The sequence below is a fragment of the Granulicella sp. S190 genome, from assembly GCF_009766095.1.
GTDB lineage: Bacteria > Acidobacteriota > Terriglobia > Terriglobales > Acidobacteriaceae > Edaphobacter.
Genome location: NZ_LMUD01000040.1, coordinates 203,116 through 223,218, shown reverse-complemented (window position 1 = coordinate 223,218; position 20,103 = coordinate 203,116). Strand labels below are relative to the sequence as shown.

Genomic DNA, 20,103 nt, shown 5'->3' with positions numbered 1-20,103 from the left:
GGACTCTATAACGACCAGCACGTAAACCACAGCTACAGCTTCCCAACCAACATCGAGATTGGCAACGAGCCCGACAACGACGACTCCGACGGCCCTACCTCAATCTCTTACACCCAGTGGCAGTCCGAGTACGACACCCTCAGCAACGACTTTCGCAGCCAGATCAACAGCTCCATCCTGTCTACCGGGCCCTCAAGCTCCGGTTGCTGCACGTTTCCAAACTCTTTCAGTACCGACCCCACCTACACCGGTTCTCTCAAACCCACCATCGGCTTTGTCACCGTGCATACCTATCCTCTCGGCGGCGCATCGGGCTACTCGTCCGTCGCGGCAGGCGTCTCCGCTCTGCTGTCTTCAGGCAACGACAGCGCCTACCAGACCTTCTACAACAAGTTCAACGACAACGCGAGTAACACTGGTTACAACATTCGCATCGAGGAGACCAACAGCGCTTACCAGGGCGGCAGTACCGTGGCCTTTCAGGAAACCTACGCCGCGGCTCTATGGGCCATGGACTACTTCTGTTACATGGCCTACTCCACCAACATGGAAGGCATGAATCTCCACAACGGACCCATCGGGAGCAACTCCTACAACGCCATCTCTCCCGTAGGTGCGGCCTCCAGCTATACCCTCCTCGGCCCCGGCTACGGACTGTGGGCCTTCCACTACGGCAGCCAGGGTCAGCCGCTGAAGACAACACTCAGCAACCCTGGCAACGCAAACGTCAGCGCCTACGGCCTCCTCGAAACAAACGGTGGCGAGACCCTGCATGTCATCAATAAAACCTACGGTAGCGGCGCAACCAACGTCACCGCGACCATCACTCCTGGCGGCGCATACACCCACGCTCAGGTCATCGTCCTCCAGCAGGCCAACAATGACGTCACCGCGACCACCGGCATTACGTTCGGGGGTGCTTCCATGGGCACTGACGGCACATGGACCGGCAGTTACGGACAACAGCAGAATCTCACCAACGGAACCTTCACCTTCACGCTGCCGGCTGCGCAGGCTGCAATCGTCCACTTCTTCTAGCAAACAATCGGCGGCTTGAACCAATCGTTCAAGCCGCCGCACTCTTCGCAAATTAACCCCAGTCAAAGATCCGTTACGGCTTCAGGTCAAACTCCTTCGCCAGCAACTCGTAACTTCGCAACCGTTTACTTTGATCCCACACGATAGTGTTCACAATCAGCTCCTCGATCTCCAACTCGCCAGCCATTGCCCGCAGATCGCTCCCCACCTTCTTCGGAGTTCCAACGAAATACCTTGGCCACTCCCCTTCTTCCATCGGCATATCGCCTAACAGCCGCAACTCGCGTACCGCATCGTCAGGCGATGAAATCGGTCTGCGATCGCCCTGACGAATCCTCCGCTGCAACAGCCGCACACTCGAAGACAGGAACTCCGCCTCCTCCTGGGTCTCAGCGCAGATCACTCCGACCGCCACCGTCGCCTCCGGCGTCTTGCGGTAGAGGCTCTCAGTAAAGCCTCTGCGATAGGTCTCAATCGCCGCCCGCGTATTCACCGGGCTGAAGAAATGCGCGAACGAATAAGGCAAACCAAACTCCACGGCTGCGGCCGAACTCCACATGCTCGATCCCAGCATCCACACATCGGGCGCGCCCGGCATCTCCGGCGAGACGCGAATCCCGGCAAATGGGTGGCCCTCGGGAAAACTGTGTCCCAGAAACGCCAGCAACTCGCCGACCTGCTCAGGAAAGTCATCCTGCATTCTCGTCTTACGCTCGCGTTTGAGCGCCAGCGCCTCGATCGGACCGCCCCCCGGCGCACGCCCGATCCCAAGATCTACCCTGCCCGGATACAGTGCATGCAACATGCGAAAGCACTCCGCCACCTTCAACGAGGTGTAGTGAGGCAACATGATCCCGCCCGACCCGATCCGTATTCTCTTTGTCTCCGCGCCGATCCGCGCCAGCATCACCTCTGGCGCAGTACACGCCAGCGTATCCATGGCATGGTGTTCAGACATCCAGAACCTGCGATACCCAAGCCTGTCCACTAGTTTCGCCAGCTCGATCGAGTTCGCCAGCGCCTGACCGGGAGTGCTACCCGCCGGCACCGGCGACTGGTCCAGCACCGAAAACCCCAACTCTTTAATTCCGCTATCTTTAATCACTTTCTTTTGATGTGGATGCGCTCAAATCGAACCATAGAGCTTCCAGCATATTTCGCCTTTTATTCGCTATAATCAAGCATCTCATCTCTGAGATTTATGCACCTCGAATGAACGTTCAGCAAAAACTCGAGATCCTCGCTGACGCCGCCAAGTACGACGCCTCTTGTGCCTCCTCGGGCGCAAAGCGCAGCGGTAACGGCAAAGGTGTTGGCCACTCCGATGGCATGGGCATCTGCCACAGCTACACGCCTGACGGACGCTGCGTCTCCCTACTCAAAATTCTCCTGACGAACTTCTGCACCTACGACTGTGTCTTCTGCGTCAACCGCATCTCCTCCGACATCCAGCGCGCCCGCTTCACTCCTGAAGAGGTCATCACCCTCACGCTCGACTTCTACAAGCGCAACTACATCGAAGGCCTCTTCCTCTCCTCCGGCATCATCCAGTCGCCCGACTACACCATGGAGCAGCTCATTCAGGTGGCGAAGACCCTGCGCGCGGTTCACCACTTTGGCGGCTACATTCACCTCAAGGCCATCCCCGGCGCCAGCGAGCTTCTCATCCAGCAGGCTGGCCTCTTCGCCGACCGCCTGAGCGCAAACATCGAGCTACCCACCCAGCAGGATCTCGTCCAACTGGCTCCCGAGAAGAAGTCCGCAATCATCGAGTCCACGATGAATCAGATCGCCGTTCGCAAGGACGAGGCGGATGAAGACCGTCGCAGGTCTTCGCGAGCTCCGGCGTTCGCAGCCGCAGGCCAGTCGACCCAGATGGTCGTCGGTGCCACAACCGCCAGCGACCGGGAGATTCTGACCACTGCGACCCACCTCTACGGCCAGTACAAGCTGCGCCGCATCTACTACACCGGCTTCAGCCCTTATCCAGCCGCTGACGCACGCCTCCCCCTGAAGCCATCTCCAAGGATGCGCGAGCATCGCCTCTACCAGTCCGATTGGCTGATGCGCTTCTACGGCTTCGAGGCCAGCGAACTCACCTCCTCCGACTCGCCCGACCTCTCACTGACGGAGGATCCCAAGACGACCTGGGCCAGGAGCCATCCGGAATTCTTCCCTGTCGATGTGAACGCTGCCCCGCGCGAGGCGCTTCTGCGCGTCCCCGGCATCGGCTACCGCAACGTGGAGCGCATTCTGAGCATTCGCAAATACCACCAACTTCTCCTCAATGACCTGAAGAAGCTGCACGTCCGCATCAAAAACGCGATGCCATATCTGATCACGGTGGATCATCTTCCCCATCAGCAACCCACGGACAGCAAACCGCAACTCACCACACAGCTCGATCTCTTCGCACCGCGTAGTGCGCTTACCGGGTCTGTATAGATGAAGCGAATCCCTCTCGAACCCGACTTCAACGCTTGGCGCGAGGCCGCACGAGAGGCGCTTCATCTCGGCTACCGTCCCGACGAGCTGGACCTCCAGGATTCCACCGCGCCCGTCACGCTCGATCTGGCTCTCGAATCAGCGGGAGATCCTACAGGAGTGCCGGTCACCGCACCGCATACGTCCAAGGCGTTCCTCGAATCCGCAAGCGTAGCGGCTGCCCATCGCGATCCCCAACGCTGGAACCTCCTCTACCGCATCCTCTATCGCTTGCAGAGCAACCGCAACCTGCTCAAGATCTCAGTCGATCCCGACATCGGCGAACTCGAGCGCCTGGAGTCGCAGGTCCGCCGCGACCTGCACAAGATGCACGCATTCCTTCGCTTCCGCCTGGTCCTCGAACCAGGCGATCCCAATGCCCGCCCTATCGTCGTGGACGAGTCGCTGCCCAGCGAACCTGAGCCGCATCACCTGGTCCTCGCTACGCCCACGCCCTTCGGCATCAACCGCACCGAGCTCCCTCACTGCGATCCCGATCCTCTCGCGACACCGACACCTTCGCAGCCCGATACCTGTGAGCACTTCATCGCCTGGTATCAACCAGACCACCGCATCCTGCCGCTTGCAGCGCCGTTCTTTGCCGAGCGCTTCAGCATCATGCGCTGGACCATTCTTACTCCAGACGCCTCGGTCTCCTGGGACCCTGCCATCAAACAACTAACCTTCGCGCCCGGCCTGCCTCGCGAGTCCGCACCCGCCGAAGACGAGCTCGAAGATCTCTGGCGCTCCTACTACGCCAGCATCTATAACCCCGCACGCATGAACCCCGGAATGATGCGCAGCGAGATGCCAGTCCGCTACTGGAAGAATCTGCCGGAGGTCTCGCTGCTGCCTCAACTCATCACCCAATCTCAAAACCGAGTCTCCGCCATGGTCACACGTCAGCAGCAACAGCCCTCCGCACAGCCCTTCGTCCCGGAAGATCACAGCTTGCCAGAGCTCCGCGCCGCTCTGCCGGGATGCAAAGGATGCGACCTCTACAAAGAGTCCACCCAGGTGGTTCCGGGTAGTGGCGGTGCCCACGCGAGGCTTCTCGTCGTCGGCGAACAGCCCGGCGACCAGGAGGATCTACAAGGAGAGCCTTTCGTCGGCCCCGCTGGCAGAATCCTTGATCGCGCGATGGCCGAGCTCAACATCGACCGCTCGAAGATCTACCTCACTAACGCAGTAAAGCACTTCAAGTTTGTGCAACGCGGCAAGTTCCGCCTCCATCAGAATCCGCGGATGTCGGAGATCACCGCGTGCCGTCCGTGGCTACTCGCCGAGATCGACACGGTCAAGCCTCAGGTGATCCTATGTCTCGGCGCCTCGGCCTCCAAGTCGTTACTGGGAGGCACCTTCGCCCTCATGCGTGATCACGGCAAAATCCTCGAAACACCCTATGCAAGCCAGGTCATCGCCACGATTCACCCCAGCGCCGTGCTGCGGGCGCGGGATAAAGAGTCGGGCGAGCAGCTCTACAACTTTCTCCGCGACGACATGGCTCTGGCCTGGCAGACCGCCGCCGCAAAGCCAGCCCTCTCCCCGGTATGATAGAAGTAACCCGGCGCGGTCACCTCCCCTCGTCGAAGGAGCACTTCCTTGAACACGTTGTCGATCACCGATCCGCTTCCTCACGGCCCAGAGCACTTCGACGCCGCAGCCTTCGCCACCTACACGCTGTCCTCCCCGCAGAACCTAGCCGCCGTCCTCGATCACACGCTCCTGAAGCCTGACGCGACCCGCACCCAGGTTCTCCAGCTCTGCCACGAAGCCGCCGAACACCGCTTCGCCTGCGCCATGATCAACCCCACCTGGGTCTCGCTCGCCGCAGCCGCGCTTCAGGGCACCGGTATCCCAGTCGGCGTGGTCATCGGCTTCCCTCTCGGCGCGACGCTGTCCGTCTCCAAGCGCGAAGAGACCGCCCATATGCTCAAACACGGCGCTCATGACATCGACATGGTCCTCAATGTGGGCCTGCTCAAGTCCGGCCAGTCCGCCGACTACGAGGCTATCCGACAGGATATTCACGGCGTGGTGGAGATCGCTCACGCAGAAGGAGCGATCGTGAAGGTGATCCTTGAGACCTGCCTCCTCACGTTTGAGGAGAAGCTGCGTGCCTCGGAGCTTGCCCTATCGGCCGGCGCAGACTTCCTCAAGACCAGCACTGGCTTCTCCACCGGCGGAGCCACCGCCGATGACATCGGCCTGCTGCGTGGGGTAGCCGGCGCGCGCGCAGGCGTCAAAGCCTCTGGAGGCATCCGTTCTCTTGCCGACGCAACCACGATGCTACGTGCCGGAGCCTCCCGCATTGGAGCCAGCGCCAGCGTCAAGATCGTCAACGAGCTGGCCGGCAATGCCGTCGAAGGCACCCCTTCGGCGAATCCAGGCTACTAGGTCTTCTCTGGTCAGATTTTATTCTGATGCCTAAAGGCAATCGGCAGAGATGATTTCTCTCCGTGGTGTTCCGGCAACGTCAGGGATTCGCTAGTCATTCCAATCCAGCCACTCCCCAAACCCGACCTCACCCGGTAATATCAACGCAAAGCAGAATGCCCTCATCCGCCAAATCGAGCAGCTCCCCACCCACCGGCCCCGAAGCGCCTGCGCCCGAGCAGCATTACGAAGGCGACTACCGTCCTCCTGCCCCGCAGCTCTTCCACCCTCATGCTGCAGACCCGAAGATCCGTGTTGAGCCCCTCCAGGTTGATTTTCTCCACAGCCTCGCCGACGCTCTCAATAGCACTCTCGACCTGAACACGCTGATGCACCGGGTGGCCGACCTTGTCCGCGCCGTCATCGACTACAAGATCTTCGCCATCCTTTTGATCAACGAACGCGCCGGAGACCTCCGCATGCGCTTCCAGATCGGCCACACCACCGAGATCGAGCGTATGCGCATCAAGCTGGGACGCGGAGTCTCGGGGCAGGCCGCGTTGCATCGCAAGTCCCTGCTCGTCGAAGACGTAAGGACCCAGGAAAACTACATCGACGCCAATCCGATGGTGCGATCCGAGCTCGCCGTGCCGCTTGTCGTCAAGAATAAGGTCATCGGGGTGCTCGACCTGCAATCGGAGTCTGTCGGCTACTTCACCATGGAGCACCAGCGCATCCTTGAGCTGGTGGCCTCGCGTATGGCAGTCGCCATCGAAAACGCGCGGCTCTACACCCGTGTCTCGCGGCAGGCACAGACCCTTGGCGTCCTCAACGAGATCTCCCGCGAGATCACCAGCATCCTCGACCCCGACGATCTGCTGGAGCGTATCGGCCATCTCCTCAAGCGTGTCATCGACTTCCACATGTTCACCATCCTTCTGTGGAACGACCGCACCCAGCTCTTCGAGCACCGCTTCTCGTCTCGCTTCGGCGAGCGCGTCACGCGGGAGCGTACCATCGCCCTCGGCGAAGGCCTCATCGGCACCTCTGCCCAACTGCGCGAGCCTATCCTCGCCCCCGATGTACGCAAAGATCCGCGCTACGTCGAAGCCAACCCCGAGGTCCGCTCCGAGCTTGCTATCCCACTCGTCTACAAGAGTGAAGTCATCGGAGTGCTGGATCTCGAACACACCCGCGTCAACTACTACAACGAGGACCACCAGCGAACGCTCTCCACCCTCGCCTCGCAGGTCGCCATCAGCATCGCCAATGCGAAGCTCTACCAACGCATCCATGAAGAAGAGCAGCGCATGGAACGCGACCTCGATATGGCACGCAAGGTTCAGCTCCGCCTGATGCCCTCGCATCCCCCAAAACTGGAGCGCGCCGAGATCGCAGCCCAGTTTGTCGCCGCGCGATCCATCGGAGGCGATGTCTACGACTACCTCGACTATGGTCCCGGACGCATCGCGCTCGCCGTGGGAGACGTCAGCGGCAAAGCCGCTCCGGCTGCCCTCTACGCCGCCCTGGTCAGCGGCATTCTGCGCTCTCTCGCGCCACAGCATCTCTCCCCCGCCGCGATGCTGGTCGCGCTCAACGATCAGCTTCAAGAGCGCAAGCTCGACTCCCAGTACGTCACCATGCTCATGGCCGTCTGGGACGACAGCAATCAGACCCTCCAGATCGCGAACGCAGGCTCCGTTCAGCCTCTCTTCGTCGCCGCGAACTCAGACGTCACCAAGCCGCCGAGCGTCCGCACCATACAGGCAGAGGGCTTCCCGCTAGGCCTCTTTCCCAACGCTGAGTACGAGGAGTTCACCCTCTCCACCCAGCCGGGCGACCTCATCGTCTTCTTCTCCGACGGCATCGTCGACGCCATCAACGCCACCGGGGAGATGTTCGGCGACGAGCGCCTGATTCACCTCCTCGAGTCCCAACACCATGCCACCGCGCAGTCAACTGTGGATGCCATCCTGCAGGCTGTCACCGACTTCCAGGCCGGAACAGATCACTTCGACGACGAGACCATCGTCATCCTGCGCGCCCGAGAGCCGAACCCAGACTAGCGACGTGGACTAGCTCTGAAGACCACCCGTCAGCGGTCTTCAGAACCCACGAAGTCTACCAACCAATAGCTGCTGCGCTGTTTAGGCAAAGTTGCTATCGTCTCCGCCTGATCCCGATCCATCATCCCCGAAGTCACCTCCGCCGTCGTCGAGCGATGCATCGTCCGAGCTGTCGTCGAAGTTTGACGAGCTGTCATCACTCGAACTGTCGTCACTCGCGTCGTAGAGCGAGTTGCTGCCGCTGGAGTCATCCTTCCCATTAAAGTCGCGGTCCTCGCGATCGCCTTCTGTCCGCTCTGCGCTCGAAGCATCGTGGCTGCCGCTATCGCCACGGCCGCCGTGGTCGTCGCCATAGTAGTTGTTGACGATCTCCTCGGTTGGCCGTTGGCCGCCGTCGAAACCCCCAAGGCCCGAGCCGCCGCCGTATCCCGCCGCGTGGCCGAACCCATGCATGAGCGACTCGACGCCCTCGAACGCAAGCGCGCCTGCGGCCACTCCAGCCGCTGTCTGCAGAGCGCCCTGGAAAAACCCGCCGCCTCCTATACCCTGCGGTGCGCCATACTGCGGAGGAGGTGCGCCATACCCGCCGCCCACCGGGGCATACTGCGGATACGATGGGACCTGCTGATAGCCCTGAGGCGGAGGCGGGGGTGGCGGCGCAGGAGCGTCATTCCGCCCCAGCAGACTCCCCAGAAAGCTCGTTGCATGCTTAGGCTCAGGATGCTGCTGTATCTGCGCCATCTGCGCCTTGGCATCTGCCAACTGCGACTGCGCCTGATCCAACGCATACTTCTGCACTAGAACCGTCTGCGCCAGAATGTACAACGCATCCGGATTGCGTCCCAAACCCTGCTGCAGCATCTGCTCCGCGTCCGTATCCTTCTCTGCAAGCTGCGTCTTTTGAATGCGGTCGATCAGACCGCCAATCATGTCCTGTTCCTGAGGAGTCATCTGTCATCCTTTTCCGTTGTCCTGCACCAACTACTCACCGCCTCATAAATCTGGCGCTTCCAATGGACGTACAGCACGCCATAACGTCGACATCAACAACAAGTGGCGGTAGAAATAACATCCGTCTCAACGCTGATAGGATGCTTCGCGCCACTCTCAAGACAACCTACGCAACCCGGCTTACTTTCGTTCACTCTTCAAAAAAACCGCAGGCGTAGTCATCCATCCTAACCGTCGCAGCCCCCTTTCAGGGTTCCTTGAGATTCACCAGCTTCTAACACAATCGGCATAAAGTCCTCTCTGTAACTCAGCACAAAAATTAACACTTGGAGACACCATGCAGCCCATTTTTCCAAAGTCAAAAAGTTCCTGGCAGCCGCTCCTAACGGGAGTCGTCGCTCTTTCCTTAGGAGCCCTTGCCGTCAGTCTTCCAGCAGTTGCGCAGGAGCCCGAACTTGAAGCCGGTATCCACTTTTATCCCGATAATCTCGTAGTCAGCCGTAGCCTCTACAACAACAACGTCAACAACGTAAAGATTGGAGCCTTGCTCCCCCCGAACTGCGCCAACACCGTCGGACCCTGCGTCGCTGCCATCGACAACGGCAGTTATCCCTTTGTCTTCAATAACGTCACCGTCGACGCCAGCTTCGGCATCACCTCCAAGATCTATCTCGACCAGGTCACGCCCTCGGGCTTCCTCCTTGACAGTCTAGAAGTACCCAACAGCTCCCTGAGAAACATCCGGAGCGAGAGCAATCAGCTCGTGACCAGCTTCAGCTCAAAATCGGAGATCGCACTCAATCTCTCCACGGATGGCAAACTCCTCACCTTTATGGGCTACGTCGCACCCATCGATGCTATCGACGTCTCCAACTCCAACACCCCCGGCGCCGTCGATCCCTCCAACCCTGTGGGCATCAACTACTATCGTGCCGTCGCCACGGTCAACCGTTCCGGCAAGTTCACCTTTACCGAAACCAACGCCTACAGCGGCAACAACGGACGTGCCGCCATCCTCAACAACACCCGCGGAGCAGACTTCTTCTACACCACCGGCAACGCAGGCAACGGCGCCAACCCGCAACCCAACGGCATCATCCTCGGCGCTGGTGCGCAGATCATCGATCCCTCGAAGGCGCCGGAGAGCTTTCAGACCCCCACCGCTCCCACCCCGGTCGCCAGCTTCTCCGTCACCGAACTCGGCGACAAGGCCGACAAGATCGGTAAGGATGATAACTTCCGCGGTCTGACCATCTTTAACAACGTCGTCTACTTCACCAAGGGTAGCGGAAGTAACGGCGTCAACACCGTGTACTTCATCGACACCACTGGCACGGCATGCCCCAAAGGTGTAGGAGTTCCGGCCGTCGGAGCAACCCTGCCCATCTCTCCTCTCGCCTATGACGCAGCAACCCTCCAAACCGCAGGCTTGCCGAGCAACATGTGCATCCTCGCCGGCTTCCCGACAGCGCTGGCAAAGACTGCCAACCCGGTCGCCGCTCCCTTCGGACTCTGGTTCGCTAATGCAGACACCCTTTACGTCACCGACGAAGGTGACGGCTTCACAGGCGACACCACTCTCTACACCCATGCTGCCGCACAGACAGCCGCTGGCATTCAGAAGTGGATCTTCAACTCCTCGACCCAAACCTGGAACCTCGCCTACACGTTGCAGAACGGCCTTGAGCTTGGCGTTCCTTACACCATCAACAAGTACCCAACAGGCAACAACCCTGTAACCAATCTTCCCTGGGCTCCAGCTACCGACGGCGTCCGCAACATTACCGGCCAGGTAGACCGCAGCGGCACCGTTACGATCTACGGCATTACCTCCACCATCAGCGGCAATGGAGACACCGGTGCCGATCCCAACCGCTTGATCGCCATCACCGACGACCTCTCCAATACCGAAGTCGCCAAGGCCGCCAAAGAGAAGTTCCACGTCATCCGCAAAGCTGACTTCGCAGAGGTTTTCCGCGGCGTCTCCTTTACTCCGGGAACAAAATAAAAACGTATAAAGTAAAGTTCTTTATCACCGATCGCGGTGGAGATTCTTTTCTCCGCCGCGATCTTTTTTACTTGCTGCTCTTCCATCCTGCCTGATCAATCGGGAGTTGAGACACAGAACAAAACGCCCCCGGCATCCCCTAGAATGGAATCAATGTCGACGCAAACGATCCGCCCAGCCCGCACCCTGCAAGGCTCCCTCACTCTCCCCGGTGACAAATCCATCTCACACCGCTACGCCATGCTGGCCGGCATTGCCGAGGGCACCACCCGCCTCTCCAACTTCTCCACCGGCGCCGATCCCCACTCCTCGCTTGCCTGCATGCAAGCCCTCGGAGCCACCGTCGTCCACAAGGAAGACAGGACCATCGAGATCACCGGCACCGCAGGCAGCTTCCGCCAGCCGGCCGCGCCACTCGACTGCGGTAACTCCGGCTCCACCATGCGCATGCTCGCCGGACTCATCGCTCCACACCCTCATACCTTCACGCTTATCGGCGACCACTCGCTCACCAATCGTCCGATGGAGCGCATTCGCAAACCGCTCAGCCAGATGGGCGCAAAGATCGACCTGATCGACGGCCACGCACCCGTCACCATCCATGGCGGCACCCTTCACGCCATCGACTTCGACACTCCGATCCCCAGCGCTCAGGTCAAGACCGCGGTGCTCTTCGCCGGACTACAAGCCGACGGCACCACCAGCCTCACCGAGTCCATTCGAACGCGCGATCACTCCGAGCATGCCCTGCGCGCCTTTGGAGCCACACTCACACGCGATGGCGAAAAACTGAGCATCCCCGGACATCAGACCCTCAAGGCAATCGATGCCACCGTTCCCGGCGACATCTCCTCCGCTGCCTTCTTCCTCTGCGCGGCGCTTCTCTTCCCCGACTCCAATCTCGTGCTCGACGGCATCGGCATGAACCCAACACGCGCCTCCCTCTTCGATGTCATCACCGCACTCGGCGGAAAGATCAAAGTTCTCAACGTCGAAGAGCAGTACGGCGAACTCATCGGCACCATCCAGGTCAACGCCTCTCCGAACGGACTCCGCGGCATGCACATCGAGGGAGCGCTCGCTGCGCAGCTCATCGACGAGCTCCCCGTCCTCGCCGCCATCGCCCCTTACACCAGCGACGGCATCACCATCCGTGACGCCAAAGAACTTCGCGTCAAGGAGTCAGACCGCATCGCCCTCGTCGCTAAAAACCTCCGCGCCATGGGAGCCACCTTCACCGAACACGAGGATGGCCTGGTCATTCCCGGCAAGCAGCAGCTTCACGGCGCACAGATCGACTCCGGCAGCGATCATCGCATCGCCATGGCCTTCTCCATCGCAGCGCTACGCGCCACCGGCGACACAGAGATCCACGGCGCAGAGTCTGCCGCCATCAGCTTCCCCGAGTTCTTCAAGCACCTTGAGGATCTCTGTCAACGCTGATCACCCTCTAACCGCGCGAAGGCAGATGATCCACAGAGGACAAGCTTGACTCAGTACGACTCTCACGATCTGCCTCGCTCGGCCGATACGTCGCGAAGAGATCATCCAATGCGGCAATCACTACCTCAGGTGAGATCTCGTCGAGCCTGTAATCTTCCGGCACCGTCTCCCGGTCAGCCCCACGCAATACCCTTGCGTTGGCAGAAGCAAGCGGCAGCCACTCAATCGGCTTCTGCCACGAAGGCCCCAGCACCACCATCGGCGTCTTTACCGCCCGCCCAACATGCATCGTCCCCGTATCCAGAGAAACCATCGCATCGCAACGTGAGAGCACCGCCGCCAGCACCGCGACACTCGTCTTCCCCGCAAGCGAAACCCCGACCCCACCCGCACTCGCCCGTATCTCTTCGATCGCCTCACCATCGACAGCAGTGCCGACATAAATCACCGCGCTGCCAAGCCTTTCGGAGGTATGCCGGATCACTTGGGCAAAGTGTTCCTTGCGCCACCCCGTTCTCTGCCCGCCGCTGTTTTGTGTAACCATCGCCACCAACGGAAGTCGCGTCGGATTAGCACTCTCCAACAACACTTTCGCCGCATCTGCATCTCTGCGCGAGAAGAAGAGCCGTGGCTCGAACGCATCTGGTTCACACCCCAAAAGCCTCGCCAGCTTTAGGTTTCTATCGATCAAACTGATCGCTTTGTCGTACACCAGCGGATGATGGTAGAGCGCATCCTGCACCGTGTAGCCGCCGCGCCATCCGCTCGATCCCAACAAACCCATCAGGGCAATCTTCGTCCTCTGATCCGAGGCGCCGGTCAGGACGCACTCTGGCTTGAACTGCAGCCTGCGCAGCTCCGACCGTAGCCTTCCAACCGCACCGCGCAGATCGTCGTACGGATTCGAAGTTTCAATCAGATGATCGACAAACGGAGAGTAGCGCAGTACCTCGCACCCAAGCCCAAGCGTCGCAACCGCGATCTCTATCTCCGGCCTGCAGCGCTTCAGAGCCTCAAACACCGGCGTCATATGGACGCAGCACCCCAGCGGAAGCTGATACTCCAGGATCAGCACCCTCTTCGCCCTGGCAGGATCACTCTGCACGGATCCACCTCGCCATAGTCTTTCCAAAGCAAGCAGCGAGCGTACCATCATGCGGAGAGCTTCCCCTGGAAATAGACTCGTTAGTACCGTTCGCGCCGGCGCAAGCTACATCTTGTAGCGGCCCATATCGTCGTCGTTCAGATTCTCAAGCCAACGCCGCATCTCCTCGGCGTTTACATTGGGCGACCCGCTGGCGGCCTGCTTCGAGTTCTCCAGCACCTCGCGGTTGACATAGATCGGGCAATCCCAACGCAGCGCCAGCGCAATCGCATCGGAAGGCCGCGCATCCATCGTCACCGTCTCGCCCGCATGATCCATCCAGATCACCGCGTAGAACGTGTCATCCCGCAACTCCGAAACCACCACCTTGCGCACTTCTGCATTCAACCCGCGAGCCATATTCTGCAACAGGTCATGCGTCATCGGCCTTGGCGTCGCCGTCTTCTCTAGCTCCAGCGCAATCGCATTCGCCTCGAAGATTCCCACCCAGATCGGCAGCACTAGGTCGCTCCCCACATCCTTCAACACGATGATCGGCATATTCGTCACCGGGTCCATCATCAGCCCGCGAATCTGCATCTCCACCTCATCGGGAGTCTGAACGACGGATTGAGCCGAAGCAGGATTTATCAATTCAGCACCACAAAGTCCGAAACACGCTGCACCGCAATATAAGCCAGAGGGTCCGCATCCGCAATCGCCTCTCCCACTAAACAGTTCGGCAGCGTCTGCGTAATTCGCACCGGCAGATAGCTCCCAATCGGAGGCTGCGCCTGCACAATCTGCGCTGTCGAAAAGTTCACCGTCTTATTCTGCGAGCTCCGTCCGACCACCTGGTTGCGCGATGGGTTATAGCTCTCCACCATCACCTCCTGCACCTCACCCAGATGCCGTCCATAGTGCTCGCGCTGAATCTCCCGCTGGCGATCCATCAAAATCCGCAGCCGCTCCGACTTCACCTCATCGGGAATGCTGTCCGCCATCGTCACCGCCGGTGTATTCGGCCGAGGCGAAAACTTGAACGCAAACACCGCGTCGTACTTCACCTCGCCCACCAGCGTAATGGTCTGCTCGAAGTCCGCATCCGTCTCGCCGGGAAACCCCACAATCATGTCGCTGGTGATGCTGATATCCCGCTTCGCCGCTTTGATCCAGCTCATCCGTTCGAGATACCACTCCCGCGTATACTCCCGCGACATCGCCTTTAGCACCGCCGTCGAACCCGACTGCACCGGCAGATGAATATGGTCGCAGAGCGTCGGCGTATCGTCGATCGCCTGCACAATGTCCTTCGTAAAGTCGCGTGGATGCGACGTCGTAAACCGAACCCTGCAAATCCCCGGCAGCTCGCCCACCGCCACCAGCAGCTCCGCAAACGACATCCGCCCCGAAGGATCGCGGTACGAGTTCACATTCTGCCCCAGAAACTGAATCTCGGTGAACCCAAGATCCACCATCTTCCGCGCCTCCACCAGCACCGAAGCCGCAGTCCGGCTGCGCTCCTTGCCCCGCGTATAAGGCACCACGCAGTAGGCGCAAAACTTGTCACAGCCTTCAATAATCGTGATGTACCCGCGATGCGGATTCGACCGCGCCGTAAACTCCGTCTCAAACGTCAGGTCCGTCTGCCGGTCGTCGAGCCCGGTAATCCGCTCCTCCCCGGCCTCCAGCCGCCGCAGCATCTCCGGCAGGTTCCGGTACGACGCAGACCCGGCCACCATCGAAACATAAGGAGCCTTATCGAAGATCTTCTCGCCCTCCTGCTGCGCCACGCACCCCAGCACGGCGAACTTCTTCCCCTCGCCCTGCAGCTTCTTGTACTCGTTCAGACGATGAAACACCTTCTGTTCCGCCTTATCGCGAATCGAGCAGGTGTTGTACAGGATCAACCCTGCGGCATCCTCATCCTGCACACGGGCATAGCCCTGCTGCTCCAGCGTCCCAATGACCTTCTCCGAGTCATGGGCATTCATCTGGCAGCCAAACGTCTCAATATAAAAAGTCTTACTCACATCTATCAGTATATCCGGTCGCCAACCGATGACTGATGGCTGATGGCTGATGACCGGCAACTGCATGCGCAACGGCCTCTACTCTCAGACACAATCAGGCAGACACGTGAGAGCGAGCCCATAAGCAACTGGACGGTGACAATTCGCTTGGGCAGAGTGCCGACGACTCAACAAAGCTCATCTCGAGACACAATCGTCTTGCGACTCACAGAAACTTCGTTACATCTCCTGCACCAGTCAGCGTGCTGAACCATCGCCTTGTGAGCAAGAAGAAGTGTTGCTAGGTTCCCGGTGGTTCTGCCTATGCCCAAATTGTTCACACACTCGCTGGCAGCCTCTAAGAAAGTGTGTGCGAGTACCATCCCGTCGTCACAACCTGGGGGAATCGCAAAAGTCCGAAGAGACAGAGGCTGGCATTGATCCGTTGGCATTCCTATAGACCACCTTTTCATTATTTTCGTGTCTGCGGACATAAACGATCATGCCCATGCCTATAGTGACGCCAGACCTCCAAACGTTTCTAAACACAGCATTAACGAGTAATACGAAGCTTTCAGTTTCGATTGACGACAAAACAAATAGTCGGCGATTGCAGCTTGCACTTCCAGATGTGGAACATCTTGAAGTCCTCTTGATCGCTGCTGTCATAGTTTGTTTTGATCGTGTACCGGCTTGGGGCAATCGAAGTCAGCGCTCTTTTGAGAAAAAAAGCAGTAGAAGGCCAGATCGGCGGGGAAACTGAAAGTAACTTTCATCCGTCTGCCTCTTCTCCAGCCTTATAGACATCTGTTCAAATGAAGCTCCACATAAATGGCGTTTTCGGCAAACCCGATCCTGGCAAGTCAATGCAGACCGCACACAAGTTGCCAGCGCACCATACTATGGAATGGATCGCTGGCGAGAGGCTCGACGCCCCTGACGAACCTAACGGTTGTACCTATCTTTGAATTGTGAGGAAACTGCATGATTAACCGCCGACACGTATTGAAGGGGATGAGTACGCTTGCGCTGGGTCCCACGCTGCTGCCTCTTGCAACTTTTGCGCAGGCTGCACCGCCCCGGCTGACGCTGCCTCAGCCCGGTGCCGACGGATGGATCTCGTTAATCAATGATCGAGACCTGACTGGTTGGTATTCCATGCTTCAGAAGAGCGGCAAGGGCGTGGCGGAGAAGAAGCGCATCGTGACTGTGGAGAACGAGATGCTCCACATCATGGGCGCTGACGTGGACGACACCGAATACGAGGCAGGCTACCTGGCGACGCACCAGGAGTTTGAAAACGTGCGCATCCGCCTGGAGTACAAGTGGGGCGTCAAACAGTTTGCGCCGCGCACGATCAGCAAGCGCGACAACGGGCTGCTGTACGGGCTGGTGGGTGAAGACAAGGTATGGCCGCGCTGCGTGGAGTGCCAGATTGAAGAAGGCGATGTCGGCGACTTCTTTCTGGTGGACGGCATTCGTGGCGTGCAGTCTTCGCATGGCGCTGGCCTCTTCGGCCAGGGCTTAAGTCTGACCCATGGCTGGCCTGCGCCCGACAGCGAAGCCGCCAAAGCCGCCGGAAAGCCCAGCACGGAAGAGCCGAGCACGGGCCGCAAGATCAAGGACGGAAACTTCGAGATGCTGGACGGCTGGAATACAGTCGAGGTGCTCTGGCAGGGAGACCGCGCCGCGCATATCATCAACGGCCGCTGCGTCAACGTCATTACACAACTGCAGCAACCGGACCCAGCGAATCCCGGCAAGTTCATCCCGCTAACGCGTGGCAAGATCGCTCTAGAGATCGAGTACGCCGAGATCTGGTTCCGCAGACTCGAGGTCAAGGCTATCGGCTGAATCGCACCGTCCCCAAGACGCTGCCACCACAGGGCACATTGATTTGATTTAGAAGGGTTTGGTAGCGCCACCGGGGCTCGAACCCGGACTCTCAGCCTTGAAAGGGCCGCGTGTTAACCAGTTACACCATGGCGCCAAAACACGATTTGCAGATGGAAGGAATTGGTAGCGTCAACGGGGATCGAACCCGTACTCTCCGCCTTGAGAGGGCGGCGTGTTAACCAGTTACACCATGACGCCAGATACCAAACAGGAGAGGAACTGCATCCACTCGCGATAAACAAATTATACCAGCTAAAGACGCTGCCGAACCAGCGCGCCACCCTCAAAAAGAAGCTCTTACAACCCCAGCTTCTTCACCTCGTCGTTGTAGTACTTGCGGTACAGGATGTCCCACTCCTGCGACCCTTCCACGATGATCTTCCGCTGCGAAGCGATCTTCAACCGTGCCGCCGCATCGATCTTCGTCTCTTCCATCAATAGCTTTTCGAGCGCCTTCCGCGCCTCCTGCCGAATCGTATTCCGATCCTCCAGAAAGTCCACCTCGGTGATCTCCGCCAGCGCGTCGGCAACCGTGTGTGCCAGTTTGTTCAGCTTGTCGCGAGAGATTCTCACAGCACCGCCTTATACTTGCGGGCCAGTTCGTTCTTCACCTTTTTGAACATCTCCGGGTAGCTCGCGCCGGTCTTCCGCATATCGTCCTGAAAGGCCTCGAGGATCACGCGAACTTCGTCGTTGATCCGGTCCTCCAGCGACAGCTCGTCTACCATCGCGGCAGTAACGCGCTCATTGACCAAAGCCGGTTTGTCGGTGTGGATCATCTTCTCGGCGACTAAATGCTTCACGGTCTGGCGCGCCAGGTATCCAACGTAATCTTTTGAAAAAATCATTTGACTTTCCTTCGAATATACCACGCAGCAGGTTGCATCCCGCCGCGAGTCATCCCTTGCGCTTTGGTGCCGGTTTATGTGGGCAACGCTCCGTATTCAGGCACGTATCCGCCAGCCGCAGACGCTCCACCGGCCGCCCATGCACCAGGTGTTCGTTCACAATCTCCTCCACATCCTTCACATGCACAAACCCGTACCAGACCGCATCCGGGTAGACCACCACCACCGGCCCGTGCTCGCACTGGTCCAGGCAGCCCAGCTCATTAGCGCGAACCTGGCCCTTCAGCCCGGCCTCCTTCACCGCATCCTTGAAGGCCGACTTCAGCTTCCCACTGCCCTCATTCGCGCAGCTTGGCCGCGAGGCGCTCTCGTCCCGCTCGTTAGTACAGATAAAAACGTGATGCTTGAACTTTGGCATTTTTTTAGTTTCCCTGCCCATGTCCTCGCCCGGAAAGCGGTTGAGCCTTTCCGTGCGATGCACCGGCGTTTCTGAGACAATATGGAACGAATGCAACCTGACAATCTTATCTCGCTTAAAGACGACATGGTGGCCTTCATCGCCGGCCACGGCATGCGTCGACTCAACGCTTACGTTACAGAAGACGTCCCGACCGTCATCTTCGAAGAAGAAAATCCCGATGGATGGAAGGATTTCGTCGAGCACGCCAAGGCAGCCGGCGCTCCCTTCGTCACCATGAGCGAGGTCATCCTCGAAAAGACCGACGTCGCCATCCTCCTCGACCAGCTCCGCGACCAGAGCTTCCCCGACGACAACGCCGAAGAGATCGACGACGCCGAATATCTGGTGAATCACGTCGGCAAGATCGGCTATCTTCAGCTCGGCTTCGCCCACCAGGGTGTCATGTTCATCTTCGAGGTCGCTACCGACTGGTACGACAGCTTCCAGAACCTGATGGAGACAGTCACCGACCTCGGCGGCATAGTAGTCGACGATAGCGACGAGTAAACGAGCCCCATGTCCACCGCCCAAATCGGGCCTCCGCAATGGATCACGCGCGCCGCAGACAGCGACGCCGTTCGGCTGCTTGCGGAAGAACTTGGCTGCCCAGAGACCATCGCCCAGCTCCTCGTCGCGCGCGGAGTCGCCGACCCCGCATCGGCCCGCATCTTCTTCGCACCATCGACCGACGACCTCCACGACCCCATGCTCATGCTGGGAATGCGCACCGCCGTGGCTCGCATCCAGCAGGCCATCCGCTCGAGTGAACCCATCCTCATCTACGGCGACTATGACGTGGACGGCACCACCGCCACTGTTCTCCTCAAAACAGCCATCGAGCGCATCGCCCCCAAAGACAACCCCGCCACCGTTACCTACCACGTCCCGCATCGCATCCGCGAAGGCTACGGCATGCAGACCGGCGTCCTTGGCGTAGCTGCCGCCTCAGGGGTTCGCCTCGTCATCAGCGTCGATACCGGCATCCGCGCCTTCGCCGCAGCAGAAGAGGCCAAAGCCCTCGGCATGGACCTCATCGTCACCGACCACCACCTTCCCGATGGGGTCATCGGCATTCCCGAGGCCGTTGCAGTCCTCAATCCGGCACAGACGGACTGCCCTTATCCCTTCAAATCTCTCTGTGGCGCAGCAGTCGCCTTCAAACTCGCCCACGCACTCTTGCTCGCCGCAGCCGAGACCGAAGACCAGCGCGACCGGCTCAAGCGCAGCCTCATTCCCTCGTTTCTCAAGCTGGTCGCCATCGCCACGATCGCCGACTCGGTCCCCCTCGAAGGCGAGAACCGCGTCATCGCATCCCTCGGCCTGCGCGAGCTGCGCAACCCTGTGCAGCCCGGCCTCCGCGCTCTTCTTCAGGTCGCGCAGATCCCCACCGACCGTCCTCCAACCGCCACCGAAGTCGGCTTCCGCCTCGCACCCCGC

The 20,103-nt window shown here is 59.5% G+C and carries 18 protein-coding genes and 2 tRNA genes; 10 read left to right on the top strand and 10 right to left on the bottom strand.

Annotated features, from left to right (window positions below; genetic code table 11):
• On the top strand, positions 1 to 1,038 hold a 1,038-nt coding region (locus GSQ94_RS18965; protein WP_158945413.1), incomplete at its 5' end, for a glycosyl hydrolase family 79 C-terminal domain-containing protein.
• Between the two features lie 73 nt (positions 1,039 to 1,111).
• Here GSQ94_RS18965 and GSQ94_RS18960 read toward each other — a convergent pair.
• Positions 1,112 to 2,143, bottom strand: a complete 1,032-nt coding sequence (locus tag GSQ94_RS18960) for an LLM class flavin-dependent oxidoreductase (RefSeq protein WP_158945412.1) — start codon at positions 2,141 to 2,143, stop codon at positions 1,112 to 1,114.
• A gap of 107 nt (positions 2,144 to 2,250) precedes the next feature.
• On the opposite strand from GSQ94_RS18960, the gene GSQ94_RS18955 reads away from it, so the two are divergent.
• From GSQ94_RS18955 to GSQ94_RS18940, 4 genes are all read left to right on the top strand, one after another.
• Positions 2,251 to 3,483 (top strand): putative DNA modification/repair radical SAM protein, encoded by a 1,233-nt coding sequence (locus tag GSQ94_RS18955; RefSeq protein WP_158945411.1) that lies wholly within the window; start codon positions 2,251 to 2,253, stop codon positions 3,481 to 3,483.
• On the top strand, positions 3,484 to 5,076 hold the full coding sequence (locus GSQ94_RS18950; RefSeq protein ID WP_158945410.1) for a UdgX family uracil-DNA binding protein: 1,593 nt from the start codon (positions 3,484 to 3,486) through the stop codon (positions 5,074 to 5,076).
• Positions 5,077 to 5,124: 48 nt separating this feature from the next.
• Positions 5,125 to 5,919 (top strand): deoxyribose-phosphate aldolase, encoded by a 795-nt coding sequence (gene deoC / locus GSQ94_RS18945; protein ID WP_158945409.1) that lies wholly within the window; start codon positions 5,125 to 5,127, stop codon positions 5,917 to 5,919.
• 155 nt (positions 5,920 to 6,074) lie between these two features.
• Positions 6,075 to 7,964, top strand: coding sequence for a SpoIIE family protein phosphatase (locus tag GSQ94_RS18940; RefSeq protein ID WP_158945408.1), 1,890 nt, complete (start codon positions 6,075 to 6,077; stop codon positions 7,962 to 7,964).
• An 81-nt stretch (positions 7,965 to 8,045) separates the two neighbouring features.
• Here GSQ94_RS18940 and GSQ94_RS18935 read toward each other — a convergent pair whose 3' ends face one another.
• Complete coding sequence (locus tag GSQ94_RS18935) at positions 8,046 to 8,915, bottom strand: DUF2076 domain-containing protein (protein WP_158945407.1); 870 nt, start codon at positions 8,913 to 8,915, stop codon at positions 8,046 to 8,048.
• Between the two features lie 337 nt (positions 8,916 to 9,252).
• Here GSQ94_RS18935 and GSQ94_RS18930 point away from each other — a divergent pair, with 337 nt between their 5' ends.
• Both GSQ94_RS18930 and aroA read left to right on the top strand, forming a co-directional pair.
• Positions 9,253 to 10,923 carry a hypothetical protein gene (locus GSQ94_RS18930; RefSeq protein WP_158945406.1) on the top strand — a complete coding sequence of 557 codons (1,671 nt, stop codon included), beginning with the start codon at positions 9,253 to 9,255 and terminating at the stop codon, positions 10,921 to 10,923.
• 153 nt (positions 10,924 to 11,076) lie between these two features.
• Positions 11,077 to 12,366 (top strand): 3-phosphoshikimate 1-carboxyvinyltransferase, encoded by a 1,290-nt coding sequence (gene aroA / locus GSQ94_RS18925; protein ID WP_371417568.1) that lies wholly within the window; start codon positions 11,077 to 11,079, stop codon positions 12,364 to 12,366.
• Positions 12,367 to 12,373: 7 nt separating this feature from the next.
• Here aroA and GSQ94_RS18920 read toward each other — a convergent pair whose 3' ends face one another.
• The 3 genes from GSQ94_RS18920 to miaB form a co-directional block, all read right to left on the bottom strand.
• Positions 12,374 to 13,471 (bottom strand): glycosyltransferase family 9 protein, encoded by a 1,098-nt coding sequence (locus GSQ94_RS18920; protein WP_158945404.1) that lies wholly within the window; start codon positions 13,469 to 13,471, stop codon positions 12,374 to 12,376.
• Positions 13,472 to 13,576: 105 nt separating this feature from the next.
• Positions 13,577 to 14,050, bottom strand: coding sequence for a bifunctional nuclease family protein (locus GSQ94_RS18915; protein WP_158945433.1), 474 nt, complete (start codon positions 14,048 to 14,050; stop codon positions 13,577 to 13,579).
• 50 nt (positions 14,051 to 14,100) lie between these two features.
• Positions 14,101 to 15,483 carry a tRNA (N6-isopentenyl adenosine(37)-C2)-methylthiotransferase MiaB gene (gene miaB / locus GSQ94_RS18910; RefSeq protein ID WP_158945403.1) on the bottom strand — a complete coding sequence of 461 codons (1,383 nt, stop codon included), beginning with the start codon at positions 15,481 to 15,483 and terminating at the stop codon, positions 14,101 to 14,103.
• A gap of 963 nt (positions 15,484 to 16,446) precedes the next feature.
• Between miaB and GSQ94_RS18905 the strand changes: the two genes are divergently transcribed.
• Positions 16,447 to 17,316 (top strand): DUF1080 domain-containing protein, encoded by an 870-nt coding sequence (locus GSQ94_RS18905; protein WP_158945402.1) that lies wholly within the window; start codon positions 16,447 to 16,449, stop codon positions 17,314 to 17,316.
• Between the two features lie 59 nt (positions 17,317 to 17,375).
• Here the strand turns inward: GSQ94_RS18905 and GSQ94_RS18900 are convergent.
• The 5 genes from GSQ94_RS18900 to GSQ94_RS18880 form a co-directional block, all read right to left on the bottom strand.
• Positions 17,376 to 17,452, bottom strand: a tRNA-Glu gene (locus GSQ94_RS18900).
• 27 nt (positions 17,453 to 17,479) lie between these two features.
• Positions 17,480 to 17,556, bottom strand: a tRNA-Glu gene (locus tag GSQ94_RS18895).
• Between the two features lie 99 nt (positions 17,557 to 17,655).
• Positions 17,656 to 17,931 (bottom strand): DUF507 family protein, encoded by a 276-nt coding sequence (locus tag GSQ94_RS18890; protein WP_158945401.1) that lies wholly within the window; start codon positions 17,929 to 17,931, stop codon positions 17,656 to 17,658.
• Positions 17,928 to 18,206 carry a DUF507 family protein gene (locus GSQ94_RS18885; RefSeq protein ID WP_158945400.1) on the bottom strand — a complete coding sequence of 93 codons (279 nt, stop codon included), beginning with the start codon at positions 18,204 to 18,206 and terminating at the stop codon, positions 17,928 to 17,930. The genes GSQ94_RS18890 and GSQ94_RS18885 overlap by 4 nt, the downstream gene beginning before the upstream one ends.
• A 49-nt stretch (positions 18,207 to 18,255) precedes the next feature.
• The gene (locus GSQ94_RS18880) at positions 18,256 to 18,624 is read right to left on the bottom strand and encodes a ferredoxin (RefSeq protein WP_158945399.1); all 369 of its coding nucleotides are present in this window, start codon (positions 18,622 to 18,624) and stop codon (positions 18,256 to 18,258) included.
• 90 nt (positions 18,625 to 18,714) lie between these two features.
• On the opposite strand from GSQ94_RS18880, the gene GSQ94_RS18875 reads away from it, so the two are divergent.
• Both GSQ94_RS18875 and GSQ94_RS18870 read left to right on the top strand, forming a co-directional pair.
• Entirely contained in the window at positions 18,715 to 19,173 is a 459-nt protein-coding gene (locus GSQ94_RS18875; protein ID WP_158945432.1) for a hypothetical protein, read from the top strand.
• Positions 19,174 to 19,182: 9 nt separating this feature from the next.
• Positions 19,183 to 20,103: DHH family phosphoesterase (locus tag GSQ94_RS18870; RefSeq protein WP_174240964.1), on the top strand; the 921-nt coding region annotated here is incomplete at its 3' end.